23 protein-coding genes and 1 tRNA gene are annotated in these 23,267 nt (G+C 66.0%); 19 read left to right on the forward strand and 5 right to left on the reverse strand.

Annotated elements, in window-relative coordinates; translation table 11 throughout:
* The first annotated feature begins 50 nt into the window (after positions 1-50).
* The 13 genes from M1247_RS07115 (at position 51) to M1247_RS07175 (ending at position 10,833) form a co-directional block, all read left to right on the forward strand.
* Positions 51-2,465, forward strand: a complete 2,415-nt coding sequence (locus M1247_RS07115; RefSeq protein ID WP_317155558.1) for an AAA family ATPase — start codon at positions 51-53, stop codon at positions 2,463-2,465.
* 495 nt (positions 2,466-2,960) lie between these two features.
* Complete coding sequence (locus tag M1247_RS07120; protein WP_317155559.1) at positions 2,961-3,446, forward strand: hypothetical protein; 486 nt, start codon at positions 2,961-2,963, stop codon at positions 3,444-3,446.
* Complete coding sequence (locus M1247_RS07125; protein ID WP_317155560.1) at positions 3,443-3,952, forward strand: flagellar hook-length control protein; 510 nt, start codon at positions 3,443-3,445, stop codon at positions 3,950-3,952. The genes M1247_RS07120 and M1247_RS07125 overlap by 4 nt, the downstream gene beginning before the upstream one ends.
* Positions 3,953-4,131: 179 nt before the next feature.
* Complete coding sequence (locus tag M1247_RS07130; protein ID WP_317155561.1) at positions 4,132-4,704, forward strand: recombinase family protein; 573 nt, start codon at positions 4,132-4,134, stop codon at positions 4,702-4,704.
* Positions 4,701-4,853, forward strand: coding sequence for a hypothetical protein (locus M1247_RS07135; RefSeq protein ID WP_317155562.1), 153 nt, complete (start codon positions 4,701-4,703; stop codon positions 4,851-4,853). Before M1247_RS07130 ends, M1247_RS07135 begins: the two co-directional genes overlap by 4 nt.
* A 261-nt stretch (positions 4,854-5,114) precedes the next feature.
* Positions 5,115-5,360 (forward strand): hypothetical protein, encoded by a 246-nt coding sequence (locus M1247_RS07140; protein ID WP_317155563.1) that lies wholly within the window; start codon positions 5,115-5,117, stop codon positions 5,358-5,360.
* The gene (locus M1247_RS07145; protein WP_317155564.1) at positions 5,357-6,073 is read left to right on the forward strand and encodes a hypothetical protein; all 717 of its coding nucleotides are present in this window, start codon (positions 5,357-5,359) and stop codon (positions 6,071-6,073) included. The genes M1247_RS07140 and M1247_RS07145 overlap by 4 nt, the downstream gene beginning before the upstream one ends.
* Positions 6,070-6,315, forward strand: coding sequence for a hypothetical protein (locus tag M1247_RS07150; RefSeq protein ID WP_317155565.1), 246 nt, complete (start codon positions 6,070-6,072; stop codon positions 6,313-6,315). The genes M1247_RS07145 and M1247_RS07150 overlap by 4 nt, the downstream gene beginning before the upstream one ends.
* 92 nt (positions 6,316-6,407) lie before the next feature.
* Positions 6,408-6,995, forward strand: a complete 588-nt coding sequence (locus M1247_RS07155; RefSeq protein ID WP_317155566.1) for a hypothetical protein — start codon at positions 6,408-6,410, stop codon at positions 6,993-6,995.
* An 87-nt stretch (positions 6,996-7,082) separates the two neighbouring features.
* Positions 7,083-7,376, forward strand: coding sequence for a hypothetical protein (locus M1247_RS07160; protein WP_317155567.1), 294 nt, complete (start codon positions 7,083-7,085; stop codon positions 7,374-7,376).
* Positions 7,376-8,869 (forward strand): terminase large subunit domain-containing protein, encoded by a 1,494-nt coding sequence (locus M1247_RS07165; protein ID WP_317155568.1) that lies wholly within the window; start codon positions 7,376-7,378, stop codon positions 8,867-8,869. Before M1247_RS07160 ends, M1247_RS07165 begins: the two co-directional genes overlap by 1 nt.
* Positions 8,870-9,155: 286 nt before the next feature.
* The gene (locus M1247_RS07170) at positions 9,156-9,719 is read left to right on the forward strand and encodes a hypothetical protein (protein ID WP_317155569.1); all 564 of its coding nucleotides are present in this window, start codon (positions 9,156-9,158) and stop codon (positions 9,717-9,719) included.
* A complete protein-coding gene (locus M1247_RS07175) occupies positions 9,712-10,833 on the forward strand; it encodes an XRE family transcriptional regulator (protein ID WP_317155570.1) in 1,122 nt (373 codons plus the stop codon). Before M1247_RS07170 ends, M1247_RS07175 begins: the two co-directional genes overlap by 8 nt.
* A gap of 123 nt (positions 10,834-10,956) precedes the next feature.
* On the opposite strand, the gene M1247_RS07180 is transcribed toward M1247_RS07175, so the two are convergent.
* From M1247_RS07180 to M1247_RS07195, 4 genes are all read right to left on the reverse strand, one after another.
* Positions 10,957-11,202, reverse strand: coding sequence for a hypothetical protein (locus M1247_RS07180; protein WP_317155571.1), 246 nt, complete (start codon positions 11,200-11,202; stop codon positions 10,957-10,959).
* Between the two features lie 127 nt (positions 11,203-11,329).
* On the reverse strand, positions 11,330-12,667 hold the full coding sequence (locus M1247_RS07185) for a PIN-like domain-containing protein (RefSeq protein ID WP_317155572.1): 1,338 nt from the start codon (positions 12,665-12,667) through the stop codon (positions 11,330-11,332).
* Between the two features lie 98 nt (positions 12,668-12,765).
* A complete protein-coding gene (locus tag M1247_RS07190; protein ID WP_317155573.1) occupies positions 12,766-13,413 on the reverse strand; it encodes an HNH endonuclease in 648 nt (215 codons plus the stop codon).
* Positions 13,414-13,557: 144 nt separating this feature from the next.
* Positions 13,558-13,633: transfer RNA gene (locus tag M1247_RS07195), tRNA-Arg, on the reverse strand.
* A 104-nt stretch (positions 13,634-13,737) separates the two neighbouring features.
* Between M1247_RS07195 and argS the strand changes: the two genes are divergently transcribed.
* From argS to rho, 6 genes are all read left to right on the forward strand, one after another.
* On the forward strand, positions 13,738-15,387 hold the full coding sequence (gene argS, locus M1247_RS07200) for an arginine--tRNA ligase (protein ID WP_317155574.1): 1,650 nt from the start codon (positions 13,738-13,740) through the stop codon (positions 15,385-15,387).
* On the forward strand, positions 15,384-16,805 hold the full coding sequence (lysA, locus tag M1247_RS07205; protein ID WP_458695190.1) for a diaminopimelate decarboxylase: 1,422 nt from the start codon (positions 15,384-15,386) through the stop codon (positions 16,803-16,805). The genes argS and lysA overlap by 4 nt, the downstream gene beginning before the upstream one ends.
* Positions 16,802-18,127, forward strand: coding sequence for a homoserine dehydrogenase (locus M1247_RS07210; RefSeq protein WP_317155575.1), 1,326 nt, complete (start codon positions 16,802-16,804; stop codon positions 18,125-18,127). Before lysA ends, M1247_RS07210 begins: the two co-directional genes overlap by 4 nt.
* Positions 18,124-19,206, forward strand: coding sequence for a threonine synthase (gene thrC, locus M1247_RS07215; protein ID WP_317155576.1), 1,083 nt, complete (start codon positions 18,124-18,126; stop codon positions 19,204-19,206). The genes M1247_RS07210 and thrC overlap by 4 nt, the downstream gene beginning before the upstream one ends.
* A gap of 5 nt (positions 19,207-19,211) precedes the next feature.
* Positions 19,212-20,159, forward strand: coding sequence for a homoserine kinase (gene thrB / locus M1247_RS07220; RefSeq protein ID WP_317155577.1), 948 nt, complete (start codon positions 19,212-19,214; stop codon positions 20,157-20,159).
* Positions 20,160-20,465: 306 nt separating this feature from the next.
* Positions 20,466-22,547 (forward strand): transcription termination factor Rho, encoded by a 2,082-nt coding sequence (rho, locus tag M1247_RS07225; RefSeq protein WP_317155578.1) that lies wholly within the window; start codon positions 20,466-20,468, stop codon positions 22,545-22,547.
* 98 nt (positions 22,548-22,645) lie between these two features.
* Here the strand turns inward: rho and M1247_RS07230 are convergent, their stop codons facing one another.
* On the reverse strand, positions 22,646-23,251 hold the full coding sequence (locus M1247_RS07230; RefSeq protein WP_317155579.1) for a TetR/AcrR family transcriptional regulator: 606 nt from the start codon (positions 23,249-23,251) through the stop codon (positions 22,646-22,648).
* Positions 23,252-23,267 lie beyond the last annotated feature (16 nt).

Here is a 23,267-nt window from a genome sequence, read left to right on the forward strand (position 1 = left end):
ACGCGATCCCCGACGGCATCACCACCATCGACACTCCGAGTGAGGGAGATATGAGCAACGATATCAAGAACGACGGCACACGCGCAGATTCGTTGACCGCGTTGCTGGCCGGGGCACCCGAGGCTACCGATCACGACGGCGTGCGCGCCTATTTGCACGCGCTGGCTGAGGCAAGCTGCGCGCCGCTGCTGGTCTACCCCAACAGCAAGCTGCCCGCCGACGGCCGCGCCAGCCGCACCAGGTTCGCCGCCGACGCCGCCGCCCAGGCCGCCGCCAAGGATGCCGGAAAACGCAACTGGCACAAGGTCAAGTCGCCTGCCGGTGTGCACCTGGCCACCGCCAACACCTCGGTGTTGGACGGCTACCTGGACGAATACATCCGGCTGTTCGGCGAGCAGTATCCCGACGAGGGCGTGCCGGTGAACGTCGCCGTCTCCACGGGCCGCAGCGGCCTGGTCGTGGTCGACTGCGACACCGCCGAGCAGCTGGCGGCGTTTCTGGCCGATGTCGGTGCGCCGCAGGACGCTGAGCCAACGGTGCGCTCACCCGGCCAGGCCAACGCCGATGGCGAGATGGTGCACAAGGACGGCGGGCATTTCTGGTTCGTGGTACCGGACGGCGTGGCACTGCCGGACAATCTCGGCGCGATCACCGACCCGGCGGGCGGCTACGCAATTCTTTGGGGCGCTGGCCGATACGTGCTGACGCCGCCCAGCGTGCGCCCCGAAGGGTCGTACGCCGCCGTCGGTGAGGTGCATGAGCTGCCGACGGGGTTGCGCGACCGCATCACCGCCGAGGGCGAGAAACGCGCGCAGCGTCCCGCACAGCGCCAGGAGCACGCCAGCCAGAGCGGAGACGGGATCACCACCTGGGGCGCGACGGTCACGTGGGCCGACATCCTCGACGGCACCGACTGGATTAACACCGGCAAGGCCCACAACTGCGGGTGCGATATCTGGACCGCGCCGGGACTGCACGCATCCGAGAAGTCGGCCACCGCTCACGAGCCCGGGTGCGCGTGGAGCGACTCGCCGGATCCACCGCTGCACTTCTGGACTGACCACGATGTCGCGCCGTTCGATGCCTATCTGGTCAACGGCACCAAGACGGTGTCCCGGCTCCAGGCCGTGGCCGCCATTTACTTCAACAACGACCTGGGAGCCGCAATGACCGCGATGGACCTGCACCCCACCACACCCGGGTTCGGGTTCGGCGCGGAGTTCGGCGCGACCGACGACGCCGCCGGGTCGGAAGGTGCCGACGCCGACCAGCCACATGCGGGCGGTCGTGCTCTGCGCATCACCTGGGCGTGCGAGATCGAACCCGAACCCGTTGTGTGGCTGTGGGTGGACATCTCCACCCGCAACTCCGCAGGCCTCGCACCCGAGGGCACCTCGGCTCCGGACCCCTTCTCGATTGAAGACATCGCGTGCGTCGCACCGGGGCACCCGTGGTCACCACCAGAGGTCGAAACCGATGGGCGCATTGCCTGCGGCATGGTGTCCATCGCCGCCGGGCGCGAGGGTTCGGGCAAGTCCAGCTTCGGAATATGGCTCGCGGCCAAGATCACCCGGGGCACGCTGCCGGGTGCGCACTACGGGGTGCCCAAACGCGTCTACTACCTAGCCACCGAGGACTCGTGGAAGCACACCCTGGTACCGCGCCTGATGGCGGCTGGGGCTGACCTGACGAAAATCGCCCGTGTCGAGGTCGCCGTCACCGAGCACTCGACGGTGACGCTCAGCCTGCCTGACGACGTGGACCTGCTCACGCAGTCGATCAAGGACAACGACGTTGCTCTGATCGTCATCGACCCGCTGATGTCCACGATGGGTGCAGGCCTGGACACCAACGGAACTCGTGACGTGCGCACCGCCCTGGAACCGCTGGCGGCAATGGCCGATCAGACGGGTGCTGCCGTGGTCGCCATCGCGCACTTCAACAAGGCGACCGGCCTGGACTCGTTGACCCGCATCAGCGGCAGCGGCGCGTTCAAAGACGTTGCGCGTGCCGTGATGGTGTTCGCCAACGGCGAGGACGACGAGCGGGTGTTCACCGAGCCAAAGAACTCCGTCGGGCGCACCGATCTGCCGTCGCTGGTCTACAAGATCACCGGGGCGGTGGTGGACACACCGAAGGGCAAGACATCCACCGGCAAGTTCACCTTCACCGGCGTGGCAGAGCGGTCGGTTGACGACATGTTGGCCGAGCAGCGCGGCGGGGGCCACCGCAGCTCGCCGGTGCGGGAGTTCCTGGTGGACTACATCACCGAGCACGCCGACGAGAAGACCGGCGAGGTTGACGCCGCCGAGGTGATCGCCGCCGCCGAGGGTGAAGGGTTCACTGCCCGCCAGATCACCGATGCCCGTGGCCGGTGCACCGATCCGAAGATCAGCACCCGCAGCGAGGGTTACGGCAAGGACAAGCGCCACATCTGGAAGGCCGAGCGACGACGGTCGCGTTGAGCGGCCTCGCGCGCGTGCCCCCGTGCGGCCTAAGCGTTCTAAGCGGTCTAAGTAGGTCAGAGCCTGTTTCGGGGGTGCGTTCTAAGGAGCGTTCTAACGTTGGGCGTATGCGTTCTAAGCTGGCCCTTTACAACGCACATGGTCCCGTTAGACTGCCCTTTAGAACGCGCTTAGGCCGCACATACCCACCCCCTTTGACCTGGGGGTTTGCCTTAGAACGCTTAGACCGCAATACGTGGCCTCGCGCGCGCGTGCGTGCGTGGACCACGAACGGCGACCGCCTGGGGGAGGCGGTGGTGCGGTGGTCCCCTGCTCGCCCGGCCAGATGTCGGGGAGGGCGGTGGAGGCCGTGGAACCGCAATGCCCATCACCGACAATGCCGCCGGTCGACCGTATTGTGTTGCGGCTCAGTCGCTCCCGTTGTCGGCATCGTTGCCTGCCAGGGCGGCGTGGCACCTCGACGGCTGCACTGTCCGTTGACAGGATGTTCACACCATGACGAACCGACTGGATTCCCGGCACCGCGCCGAGCAGGCTGCGCGTATGCAAGGCACCGGCGCAACGTGGCAGGAGATCGCCGACGCTCTCGGTTACCGGAGCCGCCAGGCCGCGCGTCAGGCGGTGGACCGACTGCTCGACAGAACTCCCGCCGAGTCCGTCGAACAGGCCCGCACCAAACATGACGCGGCGCTACAGATTATCCAGCGGAACAGCTTCACGCGGTACCTGCACGCGGTGCAGGCTGGCGACGACGACAACGTACTGAAATACAGCAAGGACATCAGGGACACCGTGACCGAGCGCGCCAAGCTCGCTGGTGCTTACGCACCGCAGCGCCAGCAGGTGGAGGTCAACGTGACCCACGACGCGGTGGCCATCATTGATCGGATGGAGGCCGAGCTGCTGGCTCTCGTCGCCCAGCGGCCACCACAACAGCAGGCGTTGCCCGGCAACGTCATCGACGCGGAGGTAATCCAGTGACCGAGACCAGCACCACCGACGACGTGATCAAGGCGGCGGCCTCGATTGCACGGGATGCCGCCGAGGGCCGCCTGGACCCCGCGCACTTGGACGCCAGCCTGGAGGCGGCGTGCCGCGACCTGGTGGGCACCGTTGTCGGTGAAGGCGATCCGCTCTGGCCGCTCCAGGTGCAGATCGCGAACGGCGTCCTCGCCGCGGGCGGCATCGAGCCGAATACCTTGAGCGAGTGGGCCGCTGTCGGCCGTCGCCGCGAGAATCCCGACGCCGCCACAGACGTCCAGGGCGGCGCAGAGCCCGCCGAGGTTCCCGATGTACTGACCGACGCCGATTCGAGCGCCCTGGAGCCGTACAGCGGCGAAAACGCCGCCGCGCCAGACGATGCCGCCGTGCAGTCGACCGCAGACACCACCGTGCCGGAGCCGGATCAGCATCCCTACGGTCGCAACCGCCGCATCCTGGCGCGCGGTCGCAGCCTGCCGGTAGATCCCGGTCTGCGCCCGCTGTAGGCGTAAATCGGTGCCGCAGCGGGGGTTACGTGCACACGGCGGCATTGTCGAGATAGGTCACACCCATGGTGACCCCGCCGTCGTCCTGAATCCCGCGTCTCGGTTGAGTCCATCGTGCCGTTGATTGACACTCGTCTAACAGGGCCTAAAGGCCAAGTGAGACACCGACGGAGGACATCATGGGCAACGGGCAGACGGTCGGCTACGTGCGGGTAAGCACCGCCGACCAGAACACCGCACGGCAGTTGGACGGCATTCAACTGGACAGGGTGTTCACCGATCACGCCAGCGGCAAGGACATCAATCGCCCGGAGCTGAAGGCCGCCCTGGACTACGTCCGGGAAGGCGATACCTTGGTGGTGCACTCGATGGACCGGCTATCCCGATCCACCGTCGACATGCTCAGCACCGTGCAGGGCCTGGCCGCCCGTGGTGTGCAGGTGCGGTTCGTCAAGGAGGCGCTGACCTTCGGCGACACCGCCAACCCGTGCAACGAACTCATGCTGACCATCATGGCGGCGGTGGCGCAGTTCGAGCGGTCGCTCATCCTGGAGCGCCAACGTGAGGGCATCGCCATTGCCAAGGCCGCCGGGAAGTACACCGGGCGCAAGCCCTCGCTTACCACCGACCAGGCCGAGGCCGTGGCTACCCGGCTCGACGGCGGCGAGTCAGCAACCACCCTGGCTCGCGAATACGGCATCAGCCGGGCCACGGTGTACAACACCCGCGACCGGCTGGCGGTGGCCCGATGAACAACACCATGACCGACGCCACCGAACACCGCGCCGCGTGGAACCAGCGGTGGGCCGATGCCTACGCCACCGACGCCGAGCGTGACGCCGCCTACTGTGAACACCAGCGCCAGCTGGCGACGATGCGGGCGGTGTTCGGCATCGAGTAGCAGCACCCGTGCCACAACCACCGACGCCGCCTCGACCTCACCCGGTCGGGGCGGTGCTTGCATTGAGGCTCAGGACAACACGTGCAGCCGGCGGCATTGTCTCTGCCGTAGGTGCAGGTAGAACCATTTAGGCGGTCGCGGACGCGCATCAGACAATGCCGCCGTGCGGCCGTATTATGTTCGCCCACAACAGTTTTAGCGACACGCCGGAGCATTCGCGGACAATGCTGCAATGCACCGTCCCGCTCTAAAGTTGGCCGCATGGCAGGAACATCAACCCCCGCGAATCCCTCGCTGATGCCGCCCTCGTCCTGGCGAGCAAGGCGGGCCGGACTGATCTCCCACGGTGCCCAACTGGATGACCCGCGCGTGGTCGAATGCGACCAGGCGATGGCGTATTGGCGGTGCCGCCGTGTCATCGACACCGAGCGCGAACAGCTCGACCCGCGGCACGTGCCCGCGCTGGCCGACATGCTCAAGCACGCCCACCCGGCGGTGATGGCGTGACGATATTGCCGCGCCGCAACCGCGGTCTGGGCCTGCCTCCAGTGCAGCCGTTGGCACCGTCTGGCCTTCCGGCACCGCTGGCGACCGCATCTCAGGACCAGCTGCGCGAGCGTCGCCGCAAGCGCCTGCGCGTGCACTACACCGGCAAGAACTACGTCCAGTCCGCCGAAGTCCGCGCGGTGTGCGGGCAGGTGGCCGTGGACATCTCGCGCGTCCCGAACCCACTGCCGATGCGGCGCGACATCGAGGCCGTGGCCGATGCTGCGCACGAACTGCTCAGCGCGGCGGTTGGTCTCATCGCCGCCGACCGCAACCAGAGCAACGAGGCACGCGCGCGCACCCGCCAGGCCGCCGCCGACCTGGCCGTGCGACCCGCGGCACCGGCCATCAGCGACAACCAGATCATCAGCGGTTCGTGGGTGCATGCCCTGGTCGACTGGCTGGCTCCCTATGACGGCGATCTGTCTGCCTTGTTGAGCCGTGCACTGCCACCGGACGCTCCGAGCCTCAAGGGCAGCCCATCGGCCTCCGAGCGCATCGAGCGCGCGTTGCGCACCCTCGACCAGGCCGTGCTGGAGCTGGAGCGCCGAACCGTCAAAGCTGCCAAGCGCCAGGCACTCCCGTCGCTCCAGGAGTTCAACGACGAGCTGCGCGTCAAGGCTGACGCCGAGCGCCGCGAACGCGCCCTGGCCAAGCTGCGAGTGCCGACATGAACCGCTACAGCGAACCCGAGGTGGCCGGTCAGTGCCGGTCATGCGCCGGCCCCTGCCTGACGTTCAAGGGCAGCGCCCACCGCTGGACCTGTACCGCGTGTCTGGACCGGTACATCGCGGACAGCGTCGCGCGAGCCGAAGCCCGCGAAGCCGCCGAACTCGAACGCCGCGCGCGCAAGGCCACGCGGGTATGGGAACAGGCTCCGAGCTTGGAGAAACGAAGCTTTCTTGGCGCCCGGTAGGTGCCGGAGCCGGTCGGATGGTGGCTGTGGGCCCGTCCGACCGGCTCCGGCACCAACACCACTAATCACTTCCAAGAGAACGGATCAGCACCATGACCACTACGACCGCGACGCCGCGCACCATCACGCGGCGCGACTTGGCCGCCAAGGTCACCACCGACGAGATGGCCGAGCTTGATGTATGCATCCACGAAGGACTGCATTGCATCGCGACAGCCCTCATGGGTGGCCGGGTGCGTTCGGCGATAGTGACCCGGCCCGACAAAGTCGCCGGCCACTCCCACGGTGCAACGGTGTTCGACCCCGGCATGTCGCGTGACCGCAACGCCGCAATCGGTTTTGCCGGTCCCTGGTCTGATGCACGTTGGCTCACCGGCGAACGCCCGACGAGGCGCGCGCTGGCGATCACGCTTGAAAATGCATCCAAGGAAGACACCGCGCTGATCGCCGCGGGCGGCGGATACCATGCCGTCGATCCCGGCGTCCGCGATCTGCTGGAGCGGTGCTGGCCATCGGCCGTGGCCCTGGCCGGGAAGCTGTTCAAGAACGGCGAGGTGCGCCATGAGCACGTCCTGGCCGCCCTAGGTCTGACCGAAGAGAACGCCGCGCACGGCCTGGCCATCATCAAGGCAGGCAGTGCGCCGGGCAGTTTCCGTATTGACGGCACCGTGCGCTTCTAGTCCACCCACCATCGCCGCCGCCGGGGCCTCGACCGGCAGTGGTGCCCAAACAGGTTCGACCCCAACGACATCTCCGAGGAGATCACCATGACTACCGCCCCATCGGACTACGCCCCACGAACCAACCCGGCCATCAACGACGAGATCGACGCCGCCGTCCTGGCCGCCCTGGAGGCCGCTAACGGCGAGCTGGTGCCGTGGCGCACCATCCGTCCGCAGCTGCCCGGTGACTGGCATTCGCAGGGTGAAGCGTTGACCCGGCTGTTCGAGTCCCGTGCCGTCTACGTCGTCAAGATCGCGGGCCGCAACTACTGCCGCCTGGAGCACGGCGCCAATGCGCCCGGCCCCGAACGTCATCCGCGCGAGTTCCAGGTGCTCTGATGACGTCGAACAGCGTGGCCACCTTGACCGCCGCCGGTGCGCTGGCCGTTCGCCGCAGCCGCCGTCGACCGGCATCCCCAGCTGAGTTGGCGGTGATGTTGATTCCCGGCTACCACGTGACCCCGAGCATCCGGCTTATCAGCGACGAGCTGGTGCGCGCGGTGGAGGAGGACGACGGTCGCCTGGTGCTCACCATGCCGCCAAGGCTCGGCAAGTCGACGCTGGTATCGCGGATCTTCCCGGTGTGGCTGCTGATGCGCGACCCCGACTGCGAGATCATTCTGAAGTCCTATGGCGACCAGCTGGCCGAGGAGCACTCCGCTGCCGCCCGGGCGTTGATCGCTGAGCACTCCGCAGCGTTGGGATTCGCGTTGGCCGAGGACCGCAAGTCCGTTGGTCGCTGGCGCGTTGACGGCCGACGCGGTGGCATGCTCGCCGGTGGCATCTTGTCGGGTACAACGGGATTCGGTGCCAACTACCTGATCGTGGACGACCCGGTGAAGGGCGCCCAGGACGCCGACTCCGATGCCTACAAACGCCGCCTGCTCAACGAGTTCAAGGCGTCGTTGCTGACCCGCCTGATGCCAGGAGGCAGTGCCATCGTGGTCCTGACCCGGTGGGCCGAGGACGACATCGCCGGGTCGCTGCTGGCCGAGTCCGATAGCCGTTGGCGGTCGGTCAACATCCCCGCCATCAGCACCAGCGGGGTACCGGACGCGTTGCAGCGCAACATGTCCGGTACCGCGCTCACATCGGCCAACGGATTCACCCTCGAACGGTTCCACGGCATCAAGGCCGAGGTCGGTTCGCGAGAGTGGGCGGCGATGTATCTGGGCACCCCGACCAGCCCCGAGGGCGGGCTGATCAAACGCGAGTGGATCGACGGGCACCGCCTGATCGCCGCGTCCCGCGGCCCGACTCTCACGGTCGTCGGCGTCGATCCTGCCGACTCCGGCGAGGGCGACGAGACCGGCATCGTCGCCGGGCAGGTGGGCCGCGACGGCCGCATCGCGCTGACCCACGACGTCTCGGCCCGCATGACGTCGGACACCTGGGCGTCCAAGGCGGTGGAGTTGGCCGTCGCCATCGGCGCCTCGCGGATCGTGGTCGAGGGCTACAGCGCCGCCACCACCTACACCCGCCTGCTGCGCGAGGCCGTCGAACGCCACGGTCTCGACAACACGGTCACTGTGAGCAGCTGGCCGCCGAGGGGCAGCCCGCGCCGTGGCGACGCTCTGGCCCGCTCGCAAGGCCTGATCGCCGCGCTGGAGACCGGCAGGTGCCGCATCGCGGGCCAGCTGCCGCACCTCGAGGCCGACATGTTCAGCTGGGAGGCCGGACAACACCAGCCCGACTCGGTGGCAGCGGCGGTCATCACCTACGACACCCTCGCTTCGGCAGCCGGTGCAGTGATCACCATTGCCGCGCCGGCCGGCCGCCTGGGCCAACTGCCGCCGCCCCCGGCGTGGATGCGCCGACGTATCGGCGGGTAACGAGCGGCCGCTCACTGTTCCGGCGGTCGCCAACCCGGCTCGCTTTGCGCATTTTCACTGTGCAGATGAAGCCTTTGTGCGCGATGCGTGTGCAATACTAAAGTCGCGTCCTGTTCGATCCACGCTCCCGGACGCGGATACAGGAGACGCCGCCATGGTTTCGACTTCGCCCAACAACGCTCTCGGCCCGCACGCGCGAACAGTCCGTGACGTGCTGGTCGAGGTCATTCGGTCTCGACATAATCGCTTCGCAGATGCTCATCAAGTCGCGGGCACGCGATATTCGATGGCCTTCGGAAGTCAGTGGCGCGACCTGCTGGACGACACCAATGATGCGCTGACGGGGCGCGGCTTCCAGTCGCAGAAGCTCACTCCGGCTGGCTACAAGATCCCAGTGGTGAACGACTGCCTGGTGTACGTGTGGCGGGTCCCCGGGTCTGCCGATGCGGTCAGCTTCTTCGCTTCGAGTCCGACGCGAAAGAACGGCTTCGCCGCGTCGCCCCCGCCACCGATGTTGTTCGATCCCGTCCTAGTGGACGAGGGCCGGGCTGACGACGACGATCCTCCGGGCGGCGAACTCGGTCACACACTGCGGGCAGCAGGCGACAAGATGCCGGTGGTGCTGGTGATGGTTGAATCGTCGCCGTGGCAGTTGCAGTCGATAAGTTGGGGAGTCGCCGTTCTGGACGAACCCACCGGCAAGGTCGAAGTTCGTGGGCTGGAGTCGATCTGGGAGCCCACCTCGGACACCGATCGCGATACGTCGAGTGGGGACTCGTTCGACAGCGGCACGCCAGACGGTCCCTCGGTGGAGCCGCGGCCGCAGGAGCGCCCGAACACGGATGAGTGATGATCCGCCAAGCTTGTTCGACTGGCCCGAGGCCGGCCAAACGCATGGTCGATTCGACCCAGCGCGGCTGACTCAGGCCCGTGTGCGCCTTTCGATAAGCAAGACGGACCTCGCCGCAGAAGTGGGTGTTTCGCCTGCTGCGATCGGACAGTACGAGGCAGGTGTCAACTCGCCGCGTCCTGATGTAATCGATCGAATGGCGAAGGCTCTGAAGGTTCGACCGGGGTTCTTCGGGGTGGGCCGTCCTCTCGCCCGTATGGACACCGTCCATGCGCATTTTCGGAGCTTGAGATCCGCGCGCGCGAGCGACCGTCAACGAGCAGTCGCGACGGCAACATTGATGTGGGAACTGACCTTCGCGCTTGAGCGGTACGTCAGGCTGCCGGTACCAGACCTACCGCAAATTGAGCCTGGCACCGCGCCTGCGGACGCCGCTGTGATGCTGCGCAGGCACTGGAACCTTCCCGATGGGCCGGTGAAGCACTTGGTAGCCAAAGTGGAGTCCCACGGCATCGTGGTAGCGGTGCGTCCCCTTGGCGAGGTCGATGCGGTCGACGCCTTCTCCGTAGTGATCGTGGACCGTCCTATCATCATCACAACACCCCGCCGCAGCGAAAACGTATTCGGACATCGATTTTCGATCGCTCATGAGGTCGGCCACTTGCTCCTACATGGAGACTCCGGCGAATCGAGCCAGGCGGTGGAGCGTGAAGCAGACGAGTTCGCCGCGGCATTTCTAACTCCTGCCGCGTCTATGGATGCGGTGCTGCCCGAAAGGCTCGATCTACCGGCCCTGCATCGACTGGGTCGAACGTGGGGTGTTTCGCCAAAGTCATTGGTCCGTCGGATGGTTGAGCGGCATCGCACCACCGATTCGTCCGCACGGCGGGCCTACCAGCGATTGGCCATGACATACGACCCTTCGGCGGACCCCACCAGCGCGTACCCCGGTGAGGTAGCGACGCTTCTGCGAAAGGGCGTCGATCTGGCTGGTCAGCACGGCGCTGGCGTACCCGTTCTCGCGGATGTTCTCAAGATCAGCCCTGGGCAGCTGCGTGACCTCTTGGGAGAGGAGGACCAGCGCCCGGTTCTGCGCCTCGTCAAGGACGACTGACGCCCATGAGCGCTCGGCCCAGCTACTGCTTCGACTTATGCGGCTGTCCGTGGCGAAACTTCATCGCGTCGCTCGGCAATCTCCCGTCGGTCGAACCGAGCCGAGCTGGGGTGTGCTCGGTGATTACCGACGCCAACGATGGTCTAACTCACGCTCACTCATGGAGCCGTCTTGCTTGATTTGCAGGCCGTAGATGCGGGTCTCCACTACGCCTTTCGGGTCGAACTCCACATCAATGTGGGTGGGCCGGAACCACGTCTGCTGTGCCACTCCGTTGACGCCGCAGGCCATGTCGGGCAGCTGGCCATCGACCAGTTCGATGCGATGCACCGAGGTGCCCGACGACGACCGAATCTTCTTCTCGCTCATACTTCTCCGTGCTCAGCACTGCGGTTTGCTAGAACTAAACTCTTACCAGACGCCGGACTCCATGCGGTTCCGTCAGACACACACTGACAAATCGTCGCTACTGCTTCACCGCAGTCGCCAGGCGCGACTAGTCGAAATCAGTTTCGGATTCCCGCATCAAAGATGCCTGAATTATGCGCATCTTGCGTTCAAAGTCTCGCAGCCGGATGACGACCACGGGAGGCGAAGTCAAATTGTCGATGTACTCGTCGGCCGCCTGACGCCGGAGCCAAGCGCAACTCTCGGGATCGACGACGAGAACGTTGTGCGCAGGAGGGCGCTCTCCACAGGTGAAGTCGCTGATCCGCGCAAGTACGTCGTCGTCGGCACCAGCCTCTCGTGCCCGGGCGAGTATCGAGGCGCGACGAACATCAGACCAGTGCCATCTGGATTCCGCCGCAGGGAGCCACCCCTGGGCTTGAAACTCTTCGAGCTCATCGGGGCGCACTCTAGCGATTACGGCAACGTCGGCGAAGTCGACCTCCTGCGCCGGCTTTTGGGAAGCGGCTATGGACCGCGCCTCATCGACCGCTTCGGCGGAAACCTCAAAGTCGAAGAAGCGAGCACCGTCCCCAAGAAATTCGCTAGTGGACCGCATGTAGAAGCCATGTTCGGTGATGTCTTTTACTTCGCGAACGAGTCTCGGGTCTGGCCCGATTACGATCCCGCGAGAGCTGTGGGTCCAGTCACCCTTCGCTCTATCGTTACTCACGACGATTAGAGGGACTTTCTTACCAGCCAAATAGCGCAGAATTTCGGCCCACCACAGATAATCTCCGTATGGGTTGTCGTCTTTACCTCGGTCCTTAAATCCCGGTGGCTCCTCCGCGTCAGCGCGACGACGGCCTTCGACCTCGTCGCTTGCGATCTGACTCGGGTCTGGCGCTCGGCCCACGCGTCCGGCGACCGCGAGACTGAGCCTGTCGTAGATTGCCTCGGTTCGTCCGATCATCGAGTCGGGCTCTAGGTCGTACTCAGCTGCCGCTTGGTCAACGAAGTCGAAAGCGATTTTAAATCCAGCAATCACGGCGTTGATCGAATCGGTGGCGCGGGCAGCAGTGCCGTATGCACGGGTCGCTATATGGCGGATCGTTCCCTTTGCCTTGTTGCGAACCTCATCGAGTTGAGACCGTGAGTGCTCGATTTCCTCCAAACGCTCCGCGACTGCGCGGGCTCGGCCGCGATGAAACTCGCTGGCCACCTGATGTGGGACGAAAATGCTTCTGTTAAGCCCCTCGATAACGTTCATCAAGCTGTTTCGCGCGGTAGGAGACAGCCGATAGAGGTCGAGGAGGACGTTGGTGTCAAGCACCACTACCCCGGTGGCGTAAGACGACCGCAGAGTTTCGTCGTCCGGCCGGTAGTAGGCAACGAACTCGTCACCGAGACCATTCAGACCGCCACCTGCCGACACGGGGTCCTCCATGGCAGCAACATATCAAGGACGAAGCCCTTAACACGCGACCGATGAAAGCTGCGGCATGGTGCGATGACGGGCCTGGCCGGGCCGATTCGATAGAACACCTACACCTCACCCTTCGATATAGATGGTTGTCCGTGACGGAATTCCACCGGTAGGCCGTGCGCTTCTAGCGCCACCTTCGTAACCGTCAGCCAACGTCCGATGTAGCCACGGTGAGGATCGGCCGCCTCCTCCAACACGGTCGGATTCGCCGCGAGATAGTCGACCAGCCACCGCGACAGCCCGTCCCACTCCTGCACCGCACCAGGCGAATGCAGCGTCCAACCGAGTTCGTCCACCGACCAGTGGGCCTTAGCCTGATTGCTCAGCATCGACGCTGTGACCCAGTTCCGCTCTTCGTCTTTCCCACCTCGACTGACTGGCACTAGGTGATCGACCGTCGGGAACAACTCCCAGAAGGCGATGTGCGTCTCTGAGGCCTTCCAATTCGGATGCGCGGGGAAGTCGTCCCTGAGTACAACATGGAGGAGGCGGAGAACACCGGGGTTAATGAGTCGGTTGCCCGTGTAGCGGTCGATGAAGCCATCACGCAGGAACAGGCCCATCGACTGGCCTATCGAGTACCGGCGGACGATCTTCTCTGCCGGCTCGAACGGATAGCGCGACTTGAGGATCGCCTTGGCGGAACCAGGGTCTCCGACACGAAGAGCGTCGCATACATCGCCCAGCACCTCAGCGTTTGCGTCCACCCGTGCACCCCCTGCTACTTAACCACGGCCTTGCCACCTGATGCTTGTCCGTGGCGGAACTCCACAAGGTTGCCGTCGGCCGTGACGTTCGCGCCCCGCTATTGCCCGGTAGTTGCCCGATGATGTCGAAAATACGCGCTGAACTGGTGCCCCCGGCAGGATTCGAACCTGCGGCCTTCTGCTCCGGAGGCAGACGCTCTATCCCCTGAGCTACGGGGGCGCGTGCTCGTGAAAGCTGCGCCGATTGGGCTTGCACAGCCTAGCGCATGCAGAGCCGAATATGGATTCGGGGCGTGAGGACCCCAGACCATAGGATGGACCCTCGTGACCCCCGCCGACCTCGCTGAGCTGCTCAAGGCTACTGCCGCCGCGGTGCTGACAGAACATGACCTGGACACCGCCGCGTTACCTGCGACTGTGACCATCGAGCGACCACGCAACCCCGAGCACGGCGACTATGCGACCAACCTTGCGCTGCAGCTCAGTAAGAAGGTCGGCGTCAACCCGCGGGAGTTGGCGGGCTGGCTGGCGGCCGCGCTCACCGCCGCCGACGGCATCGCGGCTGCCGAGATGGCAGGCCCCGGCTTCGTCAACCTGCGCATCGAGGCCTCCGCACAGGGCGTCATCGTCACCGACGTGCTGTCCGCCGAGGCGGCCTATGGCAGCTCCACCGATCTGGACGCCAAGATCAACCTCGAGTTCGTCTCGGCGAATCCGACCGGCCCCATCCACATCGGCGGTACCCGCTGGGCCGCCGTCGGGGATGCGCTCGGGCGACTGCTCACCACGCAGGGCGCCGCGGTCACCCGCGAGTACTACTTCAACGACCACGGGGCCCAGATCGACCGGTTCGCGCGGTCCCTGGTGGCAGCGGCGCACGGACAGCCCGCCCCGGAGGACGGCTACGCAGGCACCTACATCGCCGACATCGCCGCCAAGGTGCTCGAGCAGGCGCCCGACGCGCTGACCCAGCCTGCCGAGCAGCAACAGGAGACCTTCCGGTCTATCGGAGTGGATCTGATGTTCACCCATATCAAGGAGTCGCTGCACGAGTTCGGCACCGACTTCGACGTGTACACGCACGAGGATTCGATGCACACGTCGGGACGCGTCGAGCAGGCCATCGCGAAACTGCGTGAGACCGGGAACATCTACGAGAAGGACGGCGCAACGTGGTTGCGCACCACCGAGTTCGGCGATGACAAGGACCGTGTCGTCATCAAGAGTGACGGCAACCCGGCATACATCGCCGGTGACCTCGCTTACTACCTGGACAAGCGGCAGCGTGGCTTTGATCTGTGCATCTACATGCTGGGCGCCGACCACCACGGCTACATCGCACGGCTCAAGGCGGCGGCCGCCGCCCTCGGCGACGACCCGGACACCGTCGAGGTGTTGATCGGGCAGTTGGTCAACCTGGTCCGTGACGGCCAGCCGGTGCGGATGAGCAAGCGGGCAGGCACTGTGATCACCCTCGATGACCTGGTCGAGGCCATCGGTGTGGACGCCGCCCGGTATTCGCTGATCCGTTCGTCGGTGGACACCCCGATCGACATCGATCTGCAGTTGTGGTCGAGTGCATCCAGCGAAAACCCGGTCTATTACGTGCAATACGCGCACGCGCGGCTGTGTGCGCTGGCTCGCAACGCCGCCGACCTGGGTGTCACCGCCGACACCGCCCACCTGGATCTGCTGACCCACGACAAAGAGGGCACGCTGATCCGCAACCTGGGCGAGTTCCCACGGGTGCTCAAAGCTGCCGCCGCGCTGCGGGAGCCGCACCGCGTGTGCCGCTACCTGGAGGACCTGGCAGGCGATTACCACCGGTTCTACGACTCCTGCCGGGTGTTGCCGCAGGGCGATGAGGAGCCGGGCGACCTGCACGCGGCGCGCCTGGCGCTGTGCCAGGCCACCCGGCAGGTCATCTCCAATGGGTTGGCCATCCTCGGTGTCAACGCTCCGGAGCGGATGTGAACGCGCACCCGGCCGGTCCCCGGCACGCCGAGGAGATCCATCACACCGAAGCTCCGGAGAAGCCGCAGGGTGCTGACGAGATCCTGCTGCTGGCCCCGAATGTGTGGCCACGCAACCTGGTTCGCGGCGACGACGGTGTGGTGTCCATCGCCGGGGTCTCGGTGGCAGACCTGGCGGCGCAGTTCGGCACCCCGCTGTTCGTCATCGACGAAGACGACTTCCGATCACGCTGCCGCGATATCGCCGCGGCATTCGGGGGTGGCGAATACGTCCACTACGCGGCCAAGGCCTTCCTGTGCAGTGAGATCGCGCGGTGGGTCGACGAGGAAGGTTTGGCGCTGGATGTGGCGACCGGCGGGGAACTGGCCGTCGCGCTGCACGCGGGCTTTCCGGCGGATCGAATCACATTGCACGGGAACAACAAATCCGTCGACGAGCTGACAATGGCGGTCAAGGCCGGCGTCGCCCACGTGGTACTGGACTCGATGATCGAGATCGACCGGCTCGACGCGATCGCCGGACAGGCGGGAGTCGTCCAGGACGTGCTGGTGCGGGTCACCGTGGGAGTGGAGGCCCATACCCACGAATTCATCTCCACCGCGCACGAGGATCAGAAGTTCGGACTGTCGCTGGCCACCGGCGCTGCGATGGAAGCGGTGCGGCGGGTGTTCACCGCCGACAATCTGCGACTGGTCGGCCTGCACAGCCACATCGGCTCCCAGATCTTCGACGTCGCCGGATTCGAGCTTGCCGCGCACCGGGTGATCGGCCTGTTGCGTGATGTGGTCGCCGAGTTCGGTGTGGACAAGACCGCGCAGATCTCGATCGTCGACCTCGGTGGTGGGCTCGGCATTTCGTACCTCCCGCACGACGACCCGCCACCCATGCAGGACCTCGCCGACAAACTGCTGGCCATCGTGCGCAGCGAGTCGGCGGCCGTCGGGTTGCCGGCGCCGAAACTCGTCGTCGAACCCGGTCGGGCCATCGCCGGACCGGGGACCATCACCCTCTACGAGGTCGGCACCGTCAAAGACGTGGCGATCAGCCCGACAGCCCACCGCCGCTACGTCAGTGTCGACGGTGGGATGAGCGACAACATCCGGACCTCGCTGTATGCGGCCGAATACGACGCGCGCTTGGTCTCCCGGGTGAGCGATGCCCCGCCGGCGTTGGCCCGGATTGTCGGAAAGCACTGTGAGAGCGGCGACATCGTCGTCCGCGACACCTGGGTCTCCGACGATATCGCGCCCGGCGATCTCTTGGGCGTGGCAGCCACCGGGGCGTACTGCTATTCGATGTCGAGCCGCTACAACCTGCTCTGCCGCCCCGCCGTGGTGGCTGTCCGGGACGGCAAAGCACGGCTGGTGTTGCGGCGAGAAACCGTCGAGGATCTTTTGAGTCTGGAGGTGGGCGTGTGAGCGCTGCGAAGAAGTCCGTCGGCGTGGCAGTACTGGGTCTGGGCAACGTCGGCAGTGAAGTGGTGCGGATCATCAAGGAGAGCGCACCCGATCTCGAGGCGCGCATCGGTGCGCCCCTGGAACTGCGGGGCATCGGGGTGCGTCGGGTCTCCGACGACCGCGGCGTCCCGGCGGAGTTGCTCACCGATGACATCGATGCGCTGGTATCGCGCGACGACGTCGACATCGTGGTTGAGCTGATGGGCCCCGTCAAACCCGCACGCAAGGCCATCCTGGCGGCCCTCGAGCAGGGCAAATCGGTTGTCACCGCCAACAAGGCGCTGATGGCGCAGTCCACCGGGGAGTTGGCGCAAGCTGCCGAGAAGGCGCGTGTCGACCTGTATTTCGAAGCGGCGGTGGCCGGCGCCATCCCGGTGATCCGTCCGCTGACCCAGTCACTGGCCGGTGACACCGTGCTACGGGTGGCCGGCATCGTCAACGGCACCACCAACTACATCCTCTCCGAGATGGACAGCACCGGGGCCGATTACACCAAGGCTCTGGCCGATGCGGGCGAACTCGGGTATGCCGAGGCCGATCCCACCGCTGACGTGGAGGGCTACGACGCGGCGGCCAAGGCTGCGATCCTGGCCTCAATCGCCTTCCACACCAGAGTTACGGCCGACGACGTGTACCGCGAAGGCATCACCAAGGTCAGCTCAGAGGATTTCGACTCGGCCCGTGCACTCGGCTGCACCATCAAGCTGCTCGCCATCTGTGAGCGGCTCACCAACGACGAAGGAAAGCAACGGGTTTCGGCGCGGGTTTACCCGGCGCTGGTTCCGCTGACGCATCCGCTGGCCGCGGTCAACGGTGCCTTCAATGCGGTGGTGGTAGAAGCGGAGGCCGCAGGCAGGCTCATGTTCTACGGTCAGGGCGCCGGTGGTGCCCCGACTTCGTCCGCGGTCATGGGAGATGTGGTGATGGCCGCGCGCAACCGCGTCCAGGGCGGCCGTGGGCCGCGCGAATCGAAGTACGCCAAGCTGCCGATCGCGCCCATCGGGTTCATCCCCACCCGCTATTACGTCAACATGAACGTCTCCGATAAGCCCGGCGTGTTGTCTGCTGTGGCAGCGGAATTCGGAAAGCGTGAAGTCAGCATCGCCGAGGTGCGCCAGGAGGGCATGGTCGACGACGAGGGACAGCCGTGCGGCGCGCGCATTGTCGTGGTCACCCACCAGGCGACGGACGCGGCGCTGTCCGAGACTGTCGAGGCGCTGGCCGATCTCGACGTCGTGCAGACCATCAACAGCGTGCTCCGCATGGAAGGGACCAACCCATGACCGCAGTACAGAGCCCGGTGCACCAGCCCTGGCCGGGTCTCATCGCCGCCTACCGCAACCGGTTGCCAGTGACCGACGACTGGACACCGATCACCCTGCTGGAGGGCGGCACCCCGCTCATCCACGCGAAGCGGCTGAGTGAGCAGACCGGCTGCACAGTGCATCTGAAGGTCGAAGGGCTCAACCCGACCGGCTCCTTCAAGGACCGCGGCATGACCATGGCGGTCAGCGACGCACTGGCCCGCGGCCAGCAGGCGGTGCTGTGCGCATCCACCGGCAACACGTCGGCGTCGGCTGCCGCCTATGCCGCCCGGGCCGGTATCACCTGCGCGGTGTTGGTACCGCAGGGCAAGATCGCGATGGGCAAGCTGGCGCAGGCTGTCATGCACGGCGCCAAGATCATTCAGATCGACGGCAACTTCGACGACTGTCTGGAACTGGCCCGCAAGATGACCGCGGACTTCCCGACCATCGCGCTGGTGAACTCCGTCAACCCGGTCCGCATCGAAGGGCAGAAGACCGCGGCGTTCGAGATCGTCGACGCGCTGGGCACCGCCCCCGACGTGCATGCGCTGCCCGTCGGCAACGCGGGCAACATCACCGCGTACTGGCGGGGCTACAGCGAATACCACCGCGACGGCCTGGCGGATCGGTTGCCGCGGATGCTGGGCACCCAGGCTGCAGGCGCGGCCCCCCTGGTCCATGGTGTGCCGGTGAGCAACCCCGAGACCATCGCCACGGCAATCCGAATCGGGTCGCCGGCGTCGTGGAACTCGGCGGTGGAGGCCCAGGAGCAGTCCAACGGACGCTTCCTGGCGGCCACCGACGAGGAGATCCTCGCGGCCTACCATCTGGTGGCCCGCACCGAGGGGGTCTTTGTCGAGCCCGCCTCGGCGGCCAGCATTGCCGGCCTGCTCAAGTCGGTCGAGGATGGTTGGGTCAAACCGGGCTCCACCGTGGTGTGCACCGTCACCGGTAACGGTCTCAAGGACCCCGACACGGCCCTCAAGGGCATGCCGCCGGTCACTGCAGTGCCCGTCGATCCCGTCGCCGTCGTCGAGAAGCTCGGTCTGGTCTGATTCAGGTGAGGAAGATTCTGCCCGCCGGGCTGACGGCTACCGCAGTCGTCGCGGCATCGAGTGCCAATCTTGGTCCCGGCTTCGACAGCCTCGGTCTGGCCTTGAGTCTCTATGACGAGATCGTCGTCGAGACAACCGAATCCGGCCTTCGCGTGGAGGTCGAGGGCGAGGGCTCCGGGCAGGTGCCCCTTGATGCCTCGCATCTTGTGGTCCGAGCAATCGAGGCCGGATTGCGGGCGACCGGGTATACCGCTGCGGGACTGATTGTGCGTTGCCGCAACGATATTCCACATTCGCGTGGTCTCGGGTCGTCGGCTGCTGCTGTGGTGGGCGGCCTGGCTGTGGTCAATGGCCTTGTAACACAATCTGGTTCAGATCCAATGAGTGAAGAACAGCTGATCCAGTTGTCCAGTGAGTTCGAGGGCCATCCGGACAATGCCTCGGCCGCAGTGCTCGGTGGCGCGGTGGTGTCGTGGACCGACCTCGACGAAGGTGCGCAGGCGCGGTATGCCGCCGCACCGGTGCGGTTGCATCCCGACATCCGGCTGTTTCCAGCGGTGCCGAAGCAGCGGTCGTCCACCGCGGAGACCCGCGTCCTGTTGCCCGAGCAGGTCAGCCATGTCGAGGCCAGGTTCAATCTCAGTCGCTCCGCACTGTTGGTCGTGGCGCTCACTGAACGGCCGGACCTGTTGATGGCGGCCACGCGGGATGTGCTGCATCAACCCCAGCGCGCGGCGGCCATGCCCGCGTCGGCGGAATACCTGCGGATCCTGCGGCGTTATGGCATTGCAGCGGTGCTGTCGGGGGCCGGTCCCTCGGTTCTGGGGCTGAGTCCGCAGGTAGGACTACCCGCGGAGGCCCTCGAATACGGCACCGCCAACGGGTTCACCGTTGCGGAGATGACGGTGGGTACGGGTGTGCGCTGGCGAGCCGGCGTTCCGGCCCGGAACTGACCGGTCGGAGAGCCAGTGCGCATCAGGCGCCACACGCGGAGCACGGATGTTGCTTGCTTCCTGCACCAAAGCGGGATATTCTCGCTGACGTCCAGTAATCGCAGCGTCTCTGCCTGCGCCAACACCAGGACGACCACCCAATCTTCTTGTGTTTTACACGTGGACTGACGGTTCGCCGTTCATCGGCGGGCCCGGCAATCACCGTTGCTCAGGTGACGGTGTGCGCAGTCAGCGGTTTCGCTGACTGCGAGTTGACCTTTGGGGAACCCTCGCGCAACGCAATCAGCGGGGAAAGAAAGGAAATCCGTGACTGAAACGGACCTCTTCACGGCAAATAGCTCCAATGACAGTGGGGATCTGTCGAACGCCGTGACATCAGACATCAACGCCGTGCGTGCCACGGAAACACCATCCGAGGCACCAGCCGCTGCCTCGTCGGCGCCCACCTCCGGCACCACGTCGCGCGCCGCGGGCGCACGTCCTGCGTCGCTGTCGACGATGGTGCTGCCCGAGCTTCGCGCGCTGGCCAAGGAGATTGGTGTCGAGGGCGCGTCGGGCCTGCGCAAGAGCGAACTCGTCGCTGCCATCCGCGCCCATCGTGAGCAGACCAACGGGCGCAGCGCGGGCGCTGCCACCGAAACGGCCGCGCCTACCGATACCCAGCAGGCCGAGCAGCCTGCCGCACCACGCCGTGAGCGGCGTGGCTCGTCCCGTCGCGCAGCCGGCGCGCCGGCCGCCGACGCCCCGCAGGCACAGTCCGAGGGCGAGGCTGAGAAGCCGGCCGAGGTGCAGCCCAAGCAGGCCGAGCCCGCTGAGGCACAGCCCAAGCAGGACAAGCAGCCCAAGCAGGACAAGCAGCCCAAGCAGGACCGTCAGCCCAAGCAGGACCGGCAACCCAAACAGGACAAGTCCGAAAAGCCGGAGAAGTCCGAGCAGGGCAACACTGCCGACAAGCAGGACCGGTCCGACCGGCAGCAGGACAAGCAGCAGGACCGGTCCGACCGGCAGCAGGACAGGCAGCAGGACCGGCCCGACCGGCAGCAGGGCGGCGATCAGTCCGATCAGCAGGGCGATCAGCAGAATCGCGGCGGCAACTTCGGTGGAAACTCCGGGGACGACGACGGTGACGGCCGCCAGGGCAGGCGGGGTCGCCGGTTCCGTGATCGTCGGCGTCGTGGTGAGCGCGGTGGCGAGGCCGGCGGCGGCGGTAACGAAACGGAACTGCGTGACGACGACGTCGTGCAGCCCGTCGCGGGCATACTCGATGTCCTCGACAACTACGCCTTCGTCCGCACCTCGGGCTACCTGGCCGGACCCAATGACGTCTACGTCTCGATGAACATGGTGCGCAAGAACGGTCTGCGTCGCGGTGATGCCGTGACCGGCGCGGTGCGCGTGCCTCGCGAGGGTGACGGCGGCGGCCAGAACCCCCGCCAGAAGTTCAATCCGCTGGTACGCCTGGACACCGTCAACGGCGGGCCCGTGGAGGATGCCAAGAAGCGCCCGGACTTCAACAAGCTGACCCCGCTGTACCCGAATCAGCGGCTGCGTCTGGAGACCACGCCCGACCGGCTCACCACCCGGATCATCGATCTGATCATGCCGATCGGCAAGGGCCAGCGCGCCCTGATCGTGTCCCCGCCCAAGGCGGGCAAGACCACGATCATGCAGAACATCGCGAACGCGATCACCACGAACAACCCCGAATGCCATCTGATGGTCGTGCTCGTCGACGAGCGGCCTGAAGAGGTCACCGACATGCAGCGTTCGGTCAAGGGCGAGGTCATCGCGTCGACGTTCGACCGGCCGCCCTCAGATCACACGCAGGCTGCCGAGCTGGCAATCGAGCGGGCCAAGCGCCTCGTCGAGCAGGGCAAAGATGTCGTCGTGCTGCTCGACTCGATCACCCGCCTCGGTCGCGCGTACAACAACGCGTCGCCGGCCTCGGGCCGCATCCTGTCCGGTGGTGTGGATTCCACCGCGCTGTACCCGCCGAAGCGGTTCCTCGGCGCGGCGCGCAACATCGAGTTCGGTGGTTCGCTGACGATCATCGCCACGGCGATGGTCGAGACCGGCTCGACCGGTGACACGGTCATCTTCGAGGAGTTCAAGGGCACCGGCAACGCCGAGCTCAAGCTCGACCGCAAGATCGCCGAGCGTCGGGTGTTCCCTGCGGTCGACGTGAACCCGTCCGGTACCCGTAAGGACGAGTTGCTGCTCTCGGCGGACGAGTTCGGCATCGTGCACAAGCTGCGCCGGGTGCTGTCCGGTTTGGACAGCCACCAGGCCATCGATCTGCTGATGAGCCAGCTGCGCAAGACCAAGACGAACTACGAGTTCCTGGTGCAGGTCTCCAAGACCACGCCGGGCAACATGGACAACGACTGAGTCGGTCCGACGAGAAAGCCGCCACCGTGAGGTGGCGGCTTTTTTCGTGCGTCGGTCCCGGCGAGCGCGGCCCGGCCGCCCGATCTGCCAGATACGGCCTAGACCGCCGGGTCGACCCGTAAACCCGGCATGACATACCGGCGAAGGTGGGTCAGCACGGCGTCGAAATCACCGGCATCCAGCTGCTGGCCGGGCACTGTGGTGAACGAAAGAATGACGCGTGCAAGCCATTCCGAGGCCTGAGGGATGTCGGTGTCGGCATGGATCTCGCCGGCGTCACGCGCCGCGACCACGTAGGGCGACCAGAATTCGGCCAGGTCGGGGACCAGCCCCTGGACTCCGGCGCCTGCACATGCGGCGAACTCGTCGGGTTCCTCGACGCGCAGCTTCATCAGTAGCGCGCCGGGGTCGTCATAGGCCGAGCGGGCGTGCCGGATCCCGGCGGCGAGCTGCTGATCGAGCCCCTCGTACTGCTTCAACACGGCGTGGGCTTCGGACCAGTACGCCTCGTTGAGCCGCACGATCGCGGCACCGAGCAGCGTGGCCTTGTCGGGGAAGTGTCGATACAGCCAGCCGCGGGATACGCCCGCGGCCTCGGCCACCTCCGACACCGTCGTGGCGCGGATGCCCTTGGCGCGCAGACACCCCTCTGCCGCGTCGATCAGCCGATCGCGCACGGTGCGGGGTGCCGTGGTGCTATTCAACGGAGAGGCTCCTGGT

The sequence above is a fragment of the Mycobacterium appelbergii genome (genome assembly GCF_032883035.1).
GTDB classification, from domain to species: domain Bacteria; phylum Actinomycetota; class Actinomycetes; order Mycobacteriales; family Mycobacteriaceae; genus Mycobacterium; species Mycobacterium appelbergii.

What these genes read in the sequence shown, in the direction of transcription:
- M1247_RS07115 (WP_317155558.1), top strand. Translation starts at nt 51, where the DNA reads ATGAGCAACGATATCAAGAACGACGGCACACGCGCAGATTCGTTGACC.
- M1247_RS07130 (WP_317155561.1), top strand. Translation starts at nt 4,132, where the DNA reads ATGGGCAACGGGCAGACGGTCGGCTACGTGCGGGTAAGCACCGCCGAC.
- thrC (WP_317155576.1), top strand. Translation starts at nt 18,124, where the DNA reads ATGACCGCAGTACAGAGCCCGGTGCACCAGCCCTGGCCGGGTCTCATC.
- M1247_RS07135 (WP_317155562.1), top strand. Translation starts at nt 4,701, where the DNA reads ATGAACAACACCATGACCGACGCCACCGAACACCGCGCCGCGTGGAAC.
- M1247_RS07150 (WP_317155565.1), top strand. Translation starts at nt 6,070, where the DNA reads ATGAACCGCTACAGCGAACCCGAGGTGGCCGGTCAGTGCCGGTCATGC.
- M1247_RS07155 (WP_317155566.1), top strand. Translation starts at nt 6,408, where the DNA reads ATGACCACTACGACCGCGACGCCGCGCACCATCACGCGGCGCGACTTG.
- M1247_RS07175 (WP_317155570.1), top strand. Translation starts at nt 9,712, where the DNA reads ATGAGTGATGATCCGCCAAGCTTGTTCGACTGGCCCGAGGCCGGCCAA.
- M1247_RS07185 (WP_317155572.1), bottom strand. Translation starts at nt 12,667, where the DNA reads ATGGAGGACCCCGTGTCGGCAGGTGGCGGTCTGAATGGTCTCGGTGAC.
- M1247_RS07170 (WP_317155569.1), top strand. Translation starts at nt 9,156, where the DNA reads ATGGCCTTCGGAAGTCAGTGGCGCGACCTGCTGGACGACACCAATGAT.
- M1247_RS07140 (WP_317155563.1), top strand. Translation starts at nt 5,115, where the DNA reads ATGGCAGGAACATCAACCCCCGCGAATCCCTCGCTGATGCCGCCCTCG.
- M1247_RS07160 (WP_317155567.1), top strand. Translation starts at nt 7,083, where the DNA reads ATGACTACCGCCCCATCGGACTACGCCCCACGAACCAACCCGGCCATC.
- M1247_RS07180 (WP_317155571.1), bottom strand. Translation starts at nt 11,202, where the DNA reads ATGAGCGAGAAGAAGATTCGGTCGTCGTCGGGCACCTCGGTGCATCGC.
- M1247_RS07165 (WP_317155568.1), top strand. Translation starts at nt 7,376, where the DNA reads ATGACGTCGAACAGCGTGGCCACCTTGACCGCCGCCGGTGCGCTGGCC.
- M1247_RS07120 (WP_317155559.1), top strand. Translation starts at nt 2,961, where the DNA reads ATGACGAACCGACTGGATTCCCGGCACCGCGCCGAGCAGGCTGCGCGT.